15 protein-coding genes are annotated in these 15,705 nt (G+C 64.4%); 10 read left to right on the forward strand and 5 right to left on the reverse strand.

Annotation, left to right across the window (positions count from 1 at the left end; genetic code table 11):
- Positions 1 to 21 precede the first annotated feature (21 nt).
- The gene (locus tag ASG57_RS08690; RefSeq protein ID WP_024339222.1) at positions 22 to 834 is read left to right on the forward strand and encodes an enoyl-CoA hydratase/isomerase family protein; all 813 of its coding nucleotides are present in this window, start codon (positions 22 to 24) and stop codon (positions 832 to 834) included.
- Positions 835 to 1,021: 187 nt separating this feature from the next.
- Here the strand turns inward: ASG57_RS08690 and ASG57_RS08695 are convergent, their stop codons facing one another.
- The 3 genes from ASG57_RS08695 to ASG57_RS08705 all read right to left on the reverse strand — a co-directional run bounded on the left by ASG57_RS08695 (position 1,022) and on the right by ASG57_RS08705 (position 3,902).
- Positions 1,022 to 1,771: a VOC family protein gene (locus ASG57_RS08695; RefSeq protein ID WP_057196065.1), complete on the reverse strand. Its 750-nt coding sequence runs from the start codon at positions 1,769 to 1,771 to the stop codon at positions 1,022 to 1,024.
- A 2-nt stretch (positions 1,772 to 1,773) separates the two neighbouring features.
- A complete protein-coding gene (locus ASG57_RS08700; RefSeq protein WP_156402619.1) occupies positions 1,774 to 2,565 on the reverse strand; it encodes an enoyl-CoA hydratase in 792 nt (263 codons plus the stop codon).
- A gap of 131 nt (positions 2,566 to 2,696) precedes the next feature.
- Positions 2,697 to 3,902, reverse strand: coding sequence for an ABC transporter substrate-binding protein (locus ASG57_RS08705; protein WP_057196067.1), 1,206 nt, complete (start codon positions 3,900 to 3,902; stop codon positions 2,697 to 2,699).
- Positions 3,903 to 4,243: 341 nt separating this feature from the next.
- On the opposite strand from ASG57_RS08705, the gene ASG57_RS08710 reads away from it, so the two are divergent.
- Together ASG57_RS08710 and ASG57_RS08715 are read left to right on the forward strand one after the other, a co-directional pair.
- On the forward strand, positions 4,244 to 5,047 hold the full coding sequence (locus ASG57_RS08710) for a thermonuclease family protein (RefSeq protein WP_057196068.1): 804 nt from the start codon (positions 4,244 to 4,246) through the stop codon (positions 5,045 to 5,047).
- Between the two features lie 35 nt (positions 5,048 to 5,082).
- Positions 5,083 to 6,573, forward strand: a complete 1,491-nt coding sequence (locus tag ASG57_RS08715; RefSeq protein WP_057196069.1) for a M48 family metalloprotease — start codon at positions 5,083 to 5,085, stop codon at positions 6,571 to 6,573.
- A gap of 127 nt (positions 6,574 to 6,700) precedes the next feature.
- On the opposite strand, the gene ASG57_RS08720 is transcribed toward ASG57_RS08715, so the two are convergent.
- A complete protein-coding gene (locus ASG57_RS08720) occupies positions 6,701 to 8,029 on the reverse strand; it encodes an MFS transporter (protein WP_057196070.1) in 1,329 nt (442 codons plus the stop codon).
- A gap of 179 nt (positions 8,030 to 8,208) precedes the next feature.
- On the opposite strand from ASG57_RS08720, the gene cyoA reads away from it, so the two are divergent.
- From cyoA to ASG57_RS08755, 7 genes are read left to right on the forward strand one after another with little or no spacing between them, the layout of a single operon-like run.
- Positions 8,209 to 9,369: a ubiquinol oxidase subunit II gene (cyoA, locus tag ASG57_RS08725; RefSeq protein ID WP_057196071.1), complete on the forward strand. Its 1,161-nt coding sequence runs from the start codon at positions 8,209 to 8,211 to the stop codon at positions 9,367 to 9,369.
- A gap of 11 nt (positions 9,370 to 9,380) precedes the next feature.
- Positions 9,381 to 11,378, forward strand: coding sequence for a cytochrome o ubiquinol oxidase subunit I (gene cyoB / locus ASG57_RS08730; RefSeq protein ID WP_057196072.1), 1,998 nt, complete (start codon positions 9,381 to 9,383; stop codon positions 11,376 to 11,378).
- Positions 11,379 to 12,008, forward strand: a complete 630-nt coding sequence (cyoC, locus tag ASG57_RS08735; RefSeq protein ID WP_024339231.1) for a cytochrome o ubiquinol oxidase subunit III — start codon at positions 11,379 to 11,381, stop codon at positions 12,006 to 12,008.
- Positions 12,005 to 12,385, forward strand: a complete 381-nt coding sequence (gene cyoD, locus ASG57_RS08740) for a cytochrome o ubiquinol oxidase subunit IV (protein ID WP_057196073.1) — start codon at positions 12,005 to 12,007, stop codon at positions 12,383 to 12,385. The genes cyoC and cyoD overlap by 4 nt, the downstream gene beginning before the upstream one ends.
- 32 nt (positions 12,386 to 12,417) lie before the next feature.
- A complete protein-coding gene (locus ASG57_RS08745) occupies positions 12,418 to 13,230 on the forward strand; it encodes an SURF1 family protein (protein WP_230646626.1) in 813 nt (270 codons plus the stop codon).
- Entirely contained in the window at positions 13,202 to 14,602 is a 1,401-nt protein-coding gene (locus ASG57_RS08750) for an ATP-binding protein (protein WP_057196075.1), read from the forward strand. The genes ASG57_RS08745 and ASG57_RS08750 overlap by 29 nt, the downstream gene beginning before the upstream one ends.
- Complete coding sequence (locus tag ASG57_RS08755) at positions 14,592 to 15,125, forward strand: response regulator transcription factor (RefSeq protein WP_024339235.1); 534 nt, start codon at positions 14,592 to 14,594, stop codon at positions 15,123 to 15,125. Before ASG57_RS08750 ends, ASG57_RS08755 begins: the two co-directional genes overlap by 11 nt.
- A 33-nt stretch (positions 15,126 to 15,158) precedes the next feature.
- Here ASG57_RS08755 and ASG57_RS08760 read toward each other — a convergent pair whose 3' ends face one another.
- Entirely contained in the window at positions 15,159 to 15,398 is a 240-nt protein-coding gene (locus ASG57_RS08760) for a hypothetical protein (RefSeq protein WP_024339236.1), read from the reverse strand.
- Positions 15,399 to 15,705: the final 307 nt, after the last annotated feature.

A 15,705-nucleotide genomic window follows, 5' to 3' on the forward strand; every position in this document is an offset into this window, starting at 1 on the left:
CTGAGATACTGGAGACTAGAAATGAGCACCTATAAAGATATCGGCGTCGAGAAGGTCGGGCATGTCGGCACCATCGAGATCCGCCGCCCGCCGCTGAACTTCTTCGACATTTCGCTGATCAACCAGATCGCGGATGCGCTGGAGGAGTTCGACCGCGACATCGAGATCCGCGCTTCCGTTCTCTCCGCGCAGGGCAAGGCGTTCTGCGCCGGCGCCAATTTCGGCGATCCGGCGCGGCAGGCCCAGGAGGCTCAAGAGGCCGAGAAGAAGGGCGATCCGGCCGACAGTCTCGGCCCGATCAACCATCTCTACATCCAGGCCGTCCGCATCTTCCGCGCCAAGAAGCCGATCGTCGCGGCCGTGCAGGGCGCCGCCATCGGCGGCGGTCTGGGCCTGGCCGTCTCGGCGGATTTCCGCGTCACCTGTCCCGAAGCGCGCTTCTCCGCAAACTTCACCAAGCTCGGCTTCCATCCCGGCTTCGGCCTGACCGTGACGCTGCCGGAACTGATCGGCAAGAACAACGCCGAGCTGATGTTCTACACCAGCCGCCGCGTCACCGGCGAAGAGGCGGTGAAGTGGGGCCTCGCCAACGAGCTGGTGCCGCAGGATCAGGTGAAGGCGGCCGCGATGAAGCTCGCTGGCGAGATCGCCGAATGCTCCCCGCTCGGCCTGCTCTCGACTCGCGCCACCATGCGCGCCGGCCTCGCCGACCGCGTCATGGCCGCGACCAACCACGAACTCGCCGAGCAGACGCGCCTGCGCGCCACGGAAGACTTCAAGGAAGGCGTGAAGGCGACCGAAGAGCGGCGGGTCGCGAACTTCAAGGGACGGTAGCATCTCTTCTCGCCCCTGTCCCATCCCTGAGCGGCCGCGCCATCGGACCTTGGATCCTGAGGGCGCGGGCTGCACGGCGCAGCACGTGCAGAGAGTCTCGAAGGATGAACGGCTCCGCCCGCAACGTCGCCCCTGAGACTCGCCGAAGAGGCGAGCGCCTCAGGGTGACGGATAACGATGAAGCGGCTCAAGCAACGCGAAACGTCGCACCGCCCAACAAGAACTCATTTCCGGTCACCGCAAGGCCTTTCGCCCGCGCGGCATGCAGCACACGAGCAGCATCGGCGACCCGGAACTCCAGTGCGCTCATGATCTCGCTGCGGCCTTTGACGAAGCGGAAGGTGGCGTTCGGCAGCCTCAGTTCGGCATCGCCACTCGGCGCAACACCGATGATCTTGCCCCAGTGCTCCGCGAGCCCCGCCGGATCCGGGCTTTGCATCTCCACCGCCGTCAGCGCCTGCGTCACATCCTTGCGGATGAATTTCTGCCAGTCCGGTCCCGCCGGCGGATAGGCGCCGAGGATGTCGTCGCTGCCTTCGGTGTGATTGAATTCGATGAAGGCGGCGCGGCAGTCGCGCGGGTGGAGCTGGACGCCGTGATAGGGCGCATGGTCGATGACATTGGCGGTGCGCACGCCCATCGCGTTGGCGTTGCGGCCGCGCTCGTCGGGATCGTTGCAGCAGAAGATCGCCATGTAGCCGCCGCGGCCGCCGGTCTTCTCGATGAAGCGGCCGGCCGTGGTGCCGTCCTTGAACGGCGCGACCACCTCCAGCAGGATCGTGTCGACCGGGAGCAGCGCATTCTCCAGGCCGTATTTTGCGACATTGCCGTCGCGGTAGCAGACCGCAAGGCCCATGATCTCGGCGATGTCCGAGATGACGGGCTCGAGCTGCGGCGCAACCAGGCAGATCTGCCGCAGCCGCATATAGGGCGCCATCGTCATGCGCCCTTGAAGGTGGGCTTGCGCTTCTCGACGAAGGCCTTTGCGGCCTCCTTGTGGTCCTCGGTATCGCCGCAACGGGTGTGATGGATCGCTTCGCCGTCGAAGCAATCCTCCAGCGCCAGATGCTCGGCATTGTTGATGTTGCGCTTGATGAAGCCGAGCGCGATCGACGGGCCCTGCGCCAGCGACAGCGCCAGTTCGTGCGCGGCGGCGTCGATCTCGGCGTCGGGCACCACCTTCGTCACCATGCCGATCGCATGTGCTTCCTTCGCCGTCAGCACCGGCGACATCAGATAGAGCTCGCGCGCCCGGGCGCTGCCGAGCAGCTGCGTCAGGAAATAAGTCCCGCCGTAATCGCCGGAGAAGCCGACCTTGGCGAAGGCCGTGGTGATCTTGCAGGATTCGGAGGCGATGCGCAGGTCACAGGCCAGCGCCATCGACAGCCCCGCGCCGGCCGCCGCACCGTCGAGCTGGGCCACCACCGGCTTCGGCATCTGGTGCAGGATGCGCGAGACCTCCATGCCGCGGCGCAGGTTGGCCATTTTCACTTCGAACGGCAGCGGTGCGCGGCCTGCCGCCATCGACTTGACATCGCCGCCGACACAGAAGGAGCCGCCCGCACCCTTGAACAGCACCGCCCGCACCTCGGGATCGTCGGCTGCGCGTCGTGCCGCTTCGACCAGCCCGACGACCATCTCGGGGTTGAGCGCGTTCTTGCGCTCCGGGCGATTCATCGTGATGGTGAGCAGCCCGCCTTCGAGCTTTTGCAAGACCATGTCGTTGCTCACAGGACGTCTCCCTTGTTTTTTGATTTAGCTCTCACCACGCCGTCATTGCGAGGAGCGAAGCGACGAAGCAGTCCAGACCGTCTCTGCGGAAACGTCTCTGGATTGCTTCGCTTCGCTCGCAACGACGAGGCTTATTTCTTCACCAGCGGGCAGCGCGACTGCTCCAGCGGCTGGAACGCCTCGGCGCCGGGCACGGTGGCAATCAGCTTGTAGTCATCCCAGCGGCCCTTCGACTCCGAGGGCTTCTTCACCTCGAACAGGTACATGTCGTGAATCATGCGGCCGTCCTCGCGGATCTTGCCATTCTTGGCGAAGAAGTCGTTGACCGGCGTCTCCTTCATCACCTTGATCACGGCCGCGGCGTCGGTGGTGCCGGCCGCCTTCACCGCCTTCAGGTAATGCGTGACCGAGGAATAGACCCCGGCCTGCGCCGAGGTCGGCACCCGCTTGGTGCGCTCCATGAAGCGCTTGGAGAATGCGCGCGTATCGTCGTTGAGGTCCCAGTAGAACGCTTCCGCAAGCAGCAAGCCCTGTGCGGTCTCCAGCCCGATCGAGTCGATATCGGTGACGAAGGCGAGCAACGGCGAGACCTTCTGGCCGCCCTTGGTGATGCCGAACTCCGCCGCCTGCTTGATGGCGTTGATGGTGTCGCCGCCGGCATTGGCGAGCCCGATCACCTTGGCCTTGGAAGCCTGGGCCTGGAGCAGGAAGGACGAGAAATCCGACGTGTTGAGCGGATGGCGCACGCTGCCGAGCACCTTGCCGCCGGTCTTGGTCACGACTGCGCTGGTGTCCTTCTCCAGATCCTGTCCGAAGGCGTAGTCGGCGGTGAGGAAGAACCAGCTGTCGAGGCCCGACTTCACGGCCGCAAGGCCGGTGACGTTGGCCTGACCGTAGGTGTCGAACACGTAGTGGATGGTGTAGGGGCCGCAGGCCTCGTTGGAGAGACGGATCGAGCCCGGGCCGTTGAACATGATGATCTTGTTGCGCGCTTTCGCGATCTCGCCGGCGGCGAGCGCGGTCGCGGAGGCCGCCACGTCGTAGATCATCTCGACGCCCTGATTGTCGAGCATGTCGCGGGCGATGTTGGCGGACAGATCGGCCTTGTTGAGATGATCGGCTGCCAGCACCTGGATCTTGCGCCCCAGCACCTCACCGCCGAAATCCTCGACGGCCATCTTGGCCGCGGTCTCGCTGCCGGGACCCGTGATGTCGGCATAGAGGCTCGACATGTCGAGGATGCCGCCGATCTTCAGCGGCGGCTTGTCCTGGGCCTGCGCGGCGCTCGCATTGAGGGCAAACGCGGCGGCAAAAATGCCGGACAAAATCATCTTCATCGAAAACAACCTCCCTTATCGCGCCGTACTCTGATGGCGGCTTGGTATTGCTCTTGGCTATAGCAGATGGGTGTTTGCTATTGCCGCAATCATGCCGCATGCGCAACAGCGCAGCAAGCGCGAGGGGGTTGCGATAGCAGAATTGCCGCGCATGATTTCCGCAAAACGGAATGGCGAGTCGGCCGCGAAGGTTTCCACGCGTCATTGCGAGCGCAGCGAAGCAATCCAGGATCTCACGATGGAATGAGTCTGGATTTGCTTCGCTGCGCTCGCAGTGACGGATGTGGGGCAACAGCGAAAGGTCACACAACCGTCTCTTCGCAATCCAGCACGCTTGAGCTATGCTCGGCAGACAACGCAACCTCTCCGGTCACGTGACGCCACGGCTTCACCTCATCGTCGCATTTCTGCTCGTGGCCGGACATTGTGCGTTCGCCGCGCCCTGCCAGTTCGAAGCCCTCGGCGAGGGCCGCGTCGCGGCGATCATCGATCCGCGCAGCGTGCGCCTCGCTGACGGGCGCGAGGTCCGCCTCGCCGGCATCGAGCCGACGGCGGCCACGAAGCAGGCGCTGGTGTCGCTGCTCGCCGGCCGTGACGTGACGCTGCGGAGTCCCGACGACATGCCCGATCGATACGGCCGCCAGGGCGCGCTGCTGTTCATCGGCGGAAGCGACACGTCGGTGCAGGCCATGCTGCTGGCCCAGGGCGATGCCATGGTCTCCGCCGAAATCGTGGACAGGGACTGCGCGGCAGTCTTGATGGCGTCCGAAGCCGCAGCGCGGCGCCAAAAAATGGGCAGCTGGGCTGACTCGTCGGCCATAAAAAACGCGGAAAGTCCGGACGATATTTTGGCGGAGATCGGGCGCTTTACGGTGGTCGAGGGCAAGGTCCTGTCGGTCCGGCAAGCTGGGGCAATGACCTACCTCAACTTCGGGCGAAACTGGACACGGAGCTTTGCGGCGACTATTTCAAGGCGCACGCTACCGGCATTCGAAAGCACCGGAATCGCCCTTAAGTCCTTGGAGAATAAACGTATTCGAATTCGAGGCTGGGTCGAAGGGAACACGGGGCCGCGGATCGATATACGCCTCGTGGGACAGGTCGAGTTGCTGGGCGCAAACGAGCCGATAGGGGTAAGGCCTTAGATCAGGCCGGGCACGGGTTAAGCGACGTGAATGGGGTGCTAGAACGGCAGGGACGAGGTGAAGGCCGCCGGCTGCGGGCTGCGCCGGCCGTGCTGTGCCTTGCTCTGGGCACTGCGCTGGCGGGATGCGGCGATATGGGCCGGTTCCACACCGCGGCGACCCCGGCGGCCGTCGTGATGCCCAAGCCGAAGCCCGCGATCGCGCAAACGCCGGCCACCGAGAAGGAGCACGAGCGCATCCTGTCGAGCTATGGCGGGACCTATGACGATCCCAAGCTCGAGGCGCTCGTCAGCAAGACCGTCGACCGGCTGGTTGCGGCCTCCGACCGTCCGGACCAGGGCTACAAGGTCACCATTCTCAATTCCGGCGCGGTGAATGCCTTCGCGTTGCCGAACGGCCAGCTCTACGTCACGCGCGGACTCCTTGCGCTTGCGAGCGACACCTCGGAATTGGCCTCCGTGCTCAGCCACGAGATGGCCCATGTGCTGTCCAAGCATGCGGCGATGCGCGAGGACCAGGCCCGCCAGGCCGCGATCGTCACCCGTGTCGTCACGGACATGAGCAACGATCCCGATCTCACCGCCCTCGCGCTCGCCAAGACCAAGCTCACCATGGCGAGCTTCTCGCGCAAGCAGGAGATCGAGGCCGACGGCATCGGCGTCGGCATCTCCGCCAAGGCGCATTTCGACCCTTATGGAGCGGCGCGCTTCCTCTCCGCGATGGAGCGCAATGCCGAGCTGAAGGCCGGAAAGAACTCGCTCGATCCGCGCGCGCAGGATTTCACCTCCTCGCACCCGGCGACGCCCGAGCGGGTGCAGAACGCGCAGAACATCGCGCGGCAATACACTGCGCCGGAAGGCGCCGAGCGCGACCGCGAGAGCTATCTCGCCGCGGTCGACAACCTCGTCTATGGCGAAGACCCGAGCGAAGGTTTCGTCCGCGGCCGGCGCTTCCTGCATCCGAAGCTCGGCTTCACCTTCCAGGCACCCGAGAATTTTACGCTCGACAACACCGCGCAGGCCGTGATCGGCGTGCGCGAGGGCGGCGCGCAGGCGATGCGCTTCGATGTCGTGCGCGTGCCGGCCGAACAGTCGCTCGGCGAGTACCTGAACTCTGGCTGGATGGAAGGCGTCGAGAAGGCCTCGACCGAGGACATCACCATCAACGGTTTTCCGGCGGCATCCGCCACCGCCAAGGGCGACCAGTGGCAGTTCAAGGTCTATGCGCTGCGCTTCGGGAGCGACGTGTACCGTTTCATCTTTGCGACACGGCAGAGGTCGACGGAAAGCGACCGCAATGCGCGCGAGACCGTCAATTCATTCCGCCGCCTGACACTCGACGAGATCCAGGCCGCGCGCCCGCTGCGGATCAAGGTCATCACCGTGCAGCCCGGCGATACCGTGGAATCGCTGTCCCACCGCATGGCCGGCGTCGACCGTCCCGCCGAGCGCTTCCGCGTGCTCAACGGTCTCGAACGCAACGCGCAAGTGAAGGTGCGCGATCGCGTGAAGATCGTGGCGGACTGAGGCTGGCACCAGGCGCACGCCGTGGCCCGGATGGAGCGCAGCGCAATCCGGGATTTGTATCGATGGCCCGTCTGTCCCGGATTACGCGATGCTCCATCCGGGCTACGAATCGCGTGCTGCTTGAGCCCTACCGCCCCGTGTCCATATCCCCCTTCTCGCGCTGGCCGCTGAGCCAGAGCGCGAGCAAGGTCCAGAACGCGCCCGACAGGAGATACGCACCCGAGGCGATGACGCCGAGATTGGTGGCGAGAAGCAGCGCCACCAGCGGAGCGAAGCCGGCGCCGAACAGCCAGGCCATGTCCGAAGTCAACGCCGAAGCCGTGTAGCGGTACGTCTGCCGGAAGTTCGAGGCGATCGCGCCGGAAGACTGGCCGAAGGACAGGCCGAGCAGGATGAACCCGATCACCATGTAAATGGTCTCGCCGAATGCCCCGGCGTCGAGCAATTGCGGGGCGAAGCCGCTATAGATCGCGATCGCGATCGCCGATCCCATCAGCAGCGACTTGCGGCCGACGCGGTCGGCGATGATGCCGGACGCCACGATCGCGCCGACGCCGAACACGGCGGCCACGATCTCGATGATCAGGAAGCGAACCGGGCTTTCATGGGTGAAGAGGAACACCCAGGACAGCGGAAACACCGTGACCATGTGGAACAGCGCAAAGCTCGCCAGCGGCGCGAATGCGCCGAGCATGATGTTCTGGCCTTCGCGCGCGACGGTCTCGGAGATGCGCGACGGCTGCAATTCGCGACTTTCGAACAGCGAGGCGTATTCTTCCGTCGTCACCATGCGCAGGCGGGCAAACAGCGCCACGACGTTGATGGCGAAGGCGACGAAGAACGGATAGCGCCAGCCCCAGTCGAAGAAATCGTCGGCAGACAGATTGCCGGCAAAATAGGCGAACAGCGCGCTCGCCACGATCAGTCCGAGCGGGGCGCCCAACTGCGGTACCATCGCGTACCAGCCGCGCTGGGAAGGCGGGGCATTCAGCGCCAACAGCGAAGCCATGCCGTCCCAGGCGCCGCCCCAGGCAAGACCTTGTGCGATTCGCGCCAGCGCCAGCAGCCAGATCGCGGCGGCGCCGATCTCCGGATAGCCGGGCAAGAACGCGATCGCGACGGTGGCTGTGCCGAGCAGAAACAGCGCCGAGATCAGCTTGGCGGTCTTGCCGTAACTCCGGTCGATCGTCATGAAGATGACGGTGCCGATCGGCCGGGCCATGAAAGCCAGCGCGAAAATCATGAAAGAATAGAGCGTGCCGGTCAGTTCGCTCGCGAACGGGAATACCAGGCGCGGGAACACGATCACCGAGGCAATCGCGAAGACGAAGAAGTCGAAGAATTCCGAGGTGCGGCCGATGATGACGCCGATGGCGATCTCGCCGGGACTGGCCTGGTCGTGGCCGTGCTCGCCGGTGTGGAGGTCTGCCATTGCGGGGGTCTGTGCCGTCGCCATCCGTGCGCCTTCAACGTCCTGAAAACCAAAGCCGACCGCCCGGCGAGGCCAGGCGATCAGGCCCTGTCTGGTCCAACGCTCCGCACTGCAACATTGGGCAAATTGTCCAATGTCCGGCCTGTTGCGCCGCAGCTACCCGTCGGTCCCGCAAAGGAAACTCATTCTCAAAGGCCCGGCCCGTGTCCCGTCTCAAGATCCTGGCGCTGCTCCCTCTGGCTGCCGCTCTCAGCGGCTGCGACTACGTCGTGCTGGCGCCAGCCGGCGACATCGCCGCCCAGCAGCGCGACCTCGTGATCATCTCGACCGTCCTGATGCTCCTGATCGTGCTGCCCGTGATGGCGCTGACGGTGCTGTTCGCGTGGCGCTACCGCCAGTCCAACACCGACGCTCGCTATGAACCGGATTGGGATCATTCGACCGCTCTCGAGCTGGTGATCTGGTCGGCGCCGCTCCTGATCATCGTCTGCCTGGGCGCGCTGACCTGGATGGGCACGCATCTGCTCGATCCCTATCGCACGCTCGGCCGCATCCATGCCGAGCGCGCCGTGGACCAGTCCAAGGCTCCGCTCGAGGTCGATGTGGTCGCGCTCGATTGGAAGTGGCTCTTTATTTATCCGGGCTACGGCATTGCGACCGTCAACGAGTTGGCCGCGCCGGTCGATCGTCCGATCACCTTCCGCATCACCGCGTCCTCGGTGATGAACTCGTTCTACATCCCCGCGCTCGCCGGCCAGATCTATGCGATGCCGGGCATGGAGACCAAGCTGCACGCGGTCGTCAATCACGCCGGCACCTACAAGGGCTTCTCCGCGAACTACAGCGGCGCCGGCTTCTCCGGCATGCACTTCAACTTCCAGGGCCTGGATGACAGAGGCTTCGACGCCTGGATCGCCAGCGCCAAGTCCGCCGGCGGCACGCTCGGCCGCGCCGAGTATCTCCAGCTCGAAAAGCCCAGTCAGAACGAGCCGGTGCGGCGCTGGGGCACCGTCGATGCCGATCTCTATCGCCTGATCCTCAACATGTGCGTGGAGACCGGCAAGATGTGCCAGAGCGAGATGATGGCGATCGACGCCAGGGGCGGCGCCGGTCATCAGGGCCTCACCAACACCCTGCCGCTGGCCTACGACAAATACGCCCGCCGCGGCACCGCGCTTGGGCCTGAGCCGACCTTCGTCGCCGGCACCTGTACACCCGATGCGCCGCAGGGCAGGACCACCGCCTCGATCGCAGCACCCCTCGATACCGCGCCTCTGCTCGGCGCCGGCCTGAAGCGACCCTCGTTCATGCCGCTCAAATCCTCGTCCTTCTTCCTCGGACAGCGTCCGAAATCAGACTCCTAACGAGATCCCGCATGTCTCCTGATCTTCCCAAGCTCATCTTCGGCCGGCTCACCCTCGAGTCACTGCCGCTGCACGAGCCGATCGTCGTCGGCACTTTCGTGGTGGTCGCGCTCGGCGGCGCCGCGCTGCTCGGCGGCCTCACCTATTTCCGCCTCTGGGGCTATCTCTGGCGCGAGTGGTTCACCACCGTCGACCACAAGCGCATCGGCATCATGTACATGATCCTCGGCATCGTGATGCTGCTGCGCGGCTTCGCCGACGCGCTGATGATGCGCGGCCAGCAGATGCTCGCCTTTGGCGGCTCCGAAGGCTATCTCAATGCCCATCACTACGACCAGATCTTCACCGCTCACGGCGTGATCATGATCTTCTTCGTGGCGATGCCGCTGGTCACCGGCCTGATGAACTACGTCGTGCCGCTGCAGATCGGCGCCCGCGACGTGTCGTTCCCCTTCCTGAACAATTTCAGCTTCTGGATGACGGTCGGCGGGGCGGTGCTGGTGATGGCCTCGCTGTTCATCGGCGAGTTCGCCCGCACCGGCTGGCTGGCCTATCCGCCGCTGTCGAACATCGGCTACAGTCCGGATGTCGGCGTCGACTACTACATATGGGCGCTGCAGATCGCCGGCGTCGGAACGACGTTATCCGGCATCAACCTGATCTGCACCATCGTCAAGCTGCGATGCCCCGGCATGACGATGATGAAGATGCCGGTGTTCACCTGGACCTCGCTCTGCACCAACGTCCTGATCGTCGCCTCCTTCCCGGTCCTGACCGTCGTGCTCGTGCTGCTGTCGCTCGACCGCTATGTCGGCACCAACTTCTTCACGAACGACTTCGGCGGCAGCCCGATGATGTACGTGAACCTGATCTGGATCTGGGGGCACCCCGAGGTCTACATCCTGGTTCTTCCCGCCTTCGGCATCTTCTCGGAGGTCACCTCGACCTTCTCGGGCAAGCGGCTGTTCGGCTACACCTCGATGGTCTACGCCACGGTGGTCATCACCATCCTGTCGTACCTGGTGTGGTTGCACCACTTCTTCACGATGGGCTCGGGCGCCAGCGTCAACTCGTTCTTCGGCATCACCACGATGATCATCTCGATCCCGACGGGCGCGAAGATGTTCAACTGGCTGTTCACGATGTATCGCGGCCGCATCCGCTACGAGTTGCCGATGATGTGGACGGTCGCCTTCATGCTGACCTTCGTGATCGGCGGCATGACCGGCGTGCTGCTCGCGGTGCCTCCGGCCGATTTCGTGCTGCACAACAGCCTGTTCCTGATCGCGCACTTCCACAACGTGATCATCGGCGGCGTGGTGTTCGGTGCGTTCGCCGGCATCAACTACTGGTTCCCGAAGGCCTTCGGCTTCAAGCTCGATCCGTTCTGGGGCAAGATGTCGTTCTGGTTCTGGGTCACCGGGTTCTATCTCGCGTTCATGCCGCTCTATGTGCTCGGCCTGATGGGCGTGACCCGCCGCTTGCGCGTGTTCGACGATCCGTCACTGCAGATCTGGTTCGTCATCGCCGCGGTCGGAGCCCTCTTCATCTTCATCGGCATTCTCTCGATGCTCATGCAGTTCGCGGTCAGCCTGCTCCGGCGCGAGCAGCTCAAGGACGTCACCGGCGATCCCTGGGATGGACGCACGCTGGAATGGGCGACGTCCTCGCCGCCGCCGGACTACAACTTCGCCTTCACCCCCGTCGTTCACGACAACGACGCGTGGTGGGACATGAAGCGCCGGGGTTACCAGCGTCCGCTCACCGGGTTCAAGCCGATCCATATGCCGAGCAGCACCGGCACGGGTATCATCATCGCCGGCCTTGCCACCGCGATGGGCTTTGCTCTCGTCTGGTACATGTGGTGGCTGGCAGTGGTGAGCTTCATCGCGATGATCGCCGTCGGAATCGGCCACACCTTCAACTATCACCGCGACTTCGACATTCCGGCTGAAGACGTCATCCGGACCGAGGACGCGCGCACCAAGCTGCTCGCGGGAGTCAATTGAATGACCGTCGCTGTTCATCCCTCGCAGACCGGCGAGCCGGTCTTCTATCTCGCCGACGAGCACCCGCATCCGGAAGGCTGGAGCACGTCGCTCGGCTTCTGGATCTATCTGATGAGCGACTGCCTCATCTTCGCGATCCTGTTCGCCACCTACGGCGTGCTCGGCGGCAACTATGCGGCCGGACCTGCACCGAAGGACCTGTTCGACCTGAACCTGGTCGCGGTGAACACCTCGATGCTGCTGCTGTCGTCGATCACCTACGGCTTCGCCATGCTGACGATGCAGCAGAACAAGGTCGCACAGACCCAAGCGTGGCTTGCGATCACCGGCCTGTTCGGCTTGGCCTTCATCGGCATCGAGCTCTTTGAATTCGCCCACATGATCCATGAGGGCGCCACGCCCCAGCGCAGCGCCTTCCTGTCGGCCTTCTTCACCCTGGTCGGCACGCACGGCCTGCACGTCTCCTGCGGCCTGATCTGGCTGGTGACGCTGATGGTGCAGGTCCGAAAGTTCGGCCTGATCGAAGCCAACCGCCGCCGCCTGATGTGCCTGTCGATGTTCTGGCACTTTCTCGACGTGGTCTGGATCGGCGTCTTCACCTTCGTCTATCTCCTGGGAGTTCTGCGATGAGCACCGATACGAACGCCGCGCACGCTCACGGCCATCATCACGGCGACGGCCACGCCCACGGCACGTTCTCGAGCTACATGCTCGGTTTCGTGCTCTCGGTCGTGCTCACCGCAATTCCGTTCTGGCTGGTGATGAGCGGCACACTGCCGAGCAAGCAGATCACCGCGCTGGTCATCATGGCTTTCGCCATCGTGCAGATCGTCGTGCACATGATCTATTTCCTGCACATGAACGCGGCCTCCGAGAACGGCTGGACCATGATGGCGCTGATCTTCACCATCGTGATGGTGGTGATTGCACTGTCCGGATCGCTGTGGGTGATGAGCCACCTGAACAGCAACATGATGCCGATGCACCAGATGAGCGGGATGAAGTGAGCATGACCCGGCCGGCGACGAGCGAGACAGGGATGCACAGCAAGGCTGTGCGTCCGCCCTCCTTGTGGTTCACGGTCCTCTCGCTCACCGCTCTTGTACTTCTGATCGCTCTGGGCGTCTGGCAGATCGAGCGCCGCGCCTGGAAGCTGGCTCTCATCGACCGTGTCGAGCAGCGCGTCCACGCTCCGGCCCAGCCGGTTCCCTCGGCCGCTTCATGGCCCATCATCAGCGCCGCAAACGACGAATACAGGCACGTCGGCCTCAGCGGCCGCTTCCTCCACGACCGCGAGACGCTGGTTCATGCCGTCACCGAGGAAGGCCCCGGCTATTGGGTGCTGACGCCGCTCCAGCGCGATGACGGCACGCAGGTGCTGATCAACCGCGGCTTCGTGCCGTCGGAGCGGCGCGACGCATCGACGCGCAGAGACGGCAATCCGGAGGGCCTGGTCGAGATCACCGGTCTTCTTCGCATCACCGAGCCGAAGGGTGGATTCCTCAGGAACAACGTGCCGCAGCACAACCGCTGGTACTCGCGGGACGTCGCCGCGATCGCGGCCGCGCGGGGTCTCCACGAGGTCGCGCCCTTCTTTGTCGATGCCGACGCCAAATCACAAATCGCTGGCGGGCCGATCGGCGGATTGACCGTGATCCGCTTTCCCAATAACCACCTGATCTACGCGCTGACGTGGTTTGCCCTGGCTTTCATGCTGGCCGGCCGACTGTTCGTCACATTCGGCGGCGGGCTGTTCCGCCGCAAACGCTTCGTCCACGACAAGGCCGGCGGCCCGAATGCCCTCGCCCGCAGGACGGGATCAGATGCTGGAACGATCGCCGAGCCCACCTGACGACGGGAAGACGCTTTCCCAGACGCTTGCGCGCGGCGGGCTGGTCACGCTGCAATCGCAGGCCGATGCGCGTAGCGAGCTGGTCGGGACGGCCCCGACCGATCACGAGACCAACCGCAAGAACATGGCGCTGCTCATCCAGCTGCGCTGGACGGCGGTGGTCGGCCAGATGGTGACCATCGGCGTCGTGCATTTTGGTCTCGGCATCCCGCTGCCTCTGGAACGGATGGGCGCCGTGATCGGCGCCCTGGTGCTGCTCAACGTCTCGAGCCTCGTGTGGGTGCGCCATCGCGCCGCGATCACCAATAACGAGCTACTGGTCGCGTTGATGTTGGACGTCGCCGCGCTGACCGCGCAGCTCTACCTCTCCGGCGGCGCCACCAATCCCTTCACCTCGCTGTTCCTGCTCCAGGTCACGCTGGGCGCAGTGCTGCTCGATTCCCGCTCGACCTGGTCGCTGGTCGCCCTGACCTGCGCAAGCTTCGTCTGGCTGACATTGGCCTACCGCCCGCTCGATCTGCCGCCCAACCCCTTGAGCGAGACCTATAGTCTCACCGTGCTTGGCATGCTCCTGGGCTTCGTGCTCAACGCCGTGCTGCTGGTGGTCTTCGTCACCCGCATCAACAGGAATTTGCGCGAGCGTGACGCCAATCTGGCAGCGCTGCGCCAGCATGCCGCCGAGCAGGATCATATCGTGCGCATGGGCCTGCTCGCCTCCGGAGCGGCGCACGAGCTCGGCACGCCGCTCGCCTCGCTCTCGGTGATCCTCAGCGACTGGCGGCGCATGCCGGATCTCGCCGCCGATCAGGAGCTCGCCGAAGACCTTGCGGAGATGGAAACCTCGCTGCAGCGCTGCAAGTCGATCGTCACGGGGATCCTGGTCTCGGCGGGCGAAGCGCGCGGCGAGGGCTCCTCGCCGACGACGGTGACGGCGTTCGTGACTGCGCTGGTCGAGGAGTGGCGCGACGCGCGCTCGGCCCGAACGCTCTACTTCGTCAACACCTTCGGCGAGGACGTCGCGATCGTCTCCGACGTCGCGCTGAAGCAGGTGATCTTCAACGTGCTCGACAACGCCTATGAGGTCTCGCGCGATTGGGTCGAGCTCGTGGCCGAGCGCGAGGACGACAATCTGGTGCTGTCGATCAGCGACCGCGGCCCCGGCTTTGCGCCGGAAATGCTCGCGCAGCTGGGAAAGCCCTACCAATCGAGCAAGGGCCGCACCGGCGGCGGCCTCGGCCTGTTCCTGGTCGTGAACGTGGTACGCAAGCTAGGTGGCACCGTGACCGCCAGGAACCACAGGAAGCGCGGGGCCACGGTGCGCCTGACGTTGCCGCTCGCAACGCTCGCGATCGGAGGGAATTTTGACGGCTGACCGTTCGCTCATCGTCGTCGAGGACGACGCCGGCTTTGCACGCACGCTGAAGCGCTCCTTCGAACGCCGAGGCTACGAGGTCGTGCTCGCCGCCTCGATCGAGGAGGTACGACAGGTGCTGGAGCAACGCTCCTTCAGCCATGCCGTGGTCGACCTCAAGCTGGGAGGAGCCTCAGGCCTCGCCTGCGTCGAGCTGCTGCACGCACACGATCCGGACATGCTGATCGTGGTGCTGACCGGTTTCGCCAGCATCTCCACCGCCGTCGAGGCGATCAAGCTGGGCGCCTGCCACTATCTCGCAAAGCCGTCGAACACCGACGACATCGAGGCTGCCTTCCACAAGGCCGAGGGCAATGCCGAGGTCGCCCTCGATGCGCGGCCCACTTCGATCAAGACGCTGGAATGGGAACGGATCCACCAGACGCTGATCGAAACGGAATTCAACATCTCGGAAACGGCTCGGCGGCTCGGGATGCACCGACGGACGCTCGCGAGAAAGCTCGAGAAGCGTCCGGTGAAGTAGGCGTGGCGCGATGCAGCCGCCTGCCGGTCACGATCAGCGACCGCCCGGAAGAAACTCTCTCTTGCAGATCGCGATGTTCTTGTCCCGTCCGGGATAGTTGGGCCCGAACGCCCCCATATATTTCAGGCAGTCCATGTATTTTCGATTGCCCATCCAGCTGTAGTCCGGGCCGAAAGCGCCTGCAGCGGCGGGCGAGTACGAGGCGGAGACTGCCAGCAGGCCAATTCCGACGGTGGCTGCAAAGGCGGACATAGCGAAACGAGGAAACTTCATGACCCTTCTCCCTTGGCTTGTGCGGCCGGGACATCCAGCGCGTGGCGGCACTCTGGATGAAAGCGAGACGGGAGAAAGTGTCCGGCGTCACACAACGCGGCCGGACGGCGACGGTGCAGTTCTTCATTGAGGCGAACGGCAGGCCAGCGGCCGCTCGAAGCGCCCCCTCCATCAATAAAAAGCCCGGCCAAGCCAGGCTGTGTGGAAACGATTGGAGGCTCCGGGTAACCGGGGCCTCTTTTGCTTCAGGTGCTTTCAGGCTGCGGCGGTTTTGATGTTGATGGCGCGGAGGATGTTGTAGGCGAGG

Origin of the sequence: Bradyrhizobium sp. Leaf396 (assembly GCF_001424605.1) — a bacterium.
GTDB classification, from domain to species: Bacteria; Pseudomonadota; Alphaproteobacteria; order Rhizobiales; family Xanthobacteraceae; genus Bradyrhizobium; species Bradyrhizobium japonicum_C.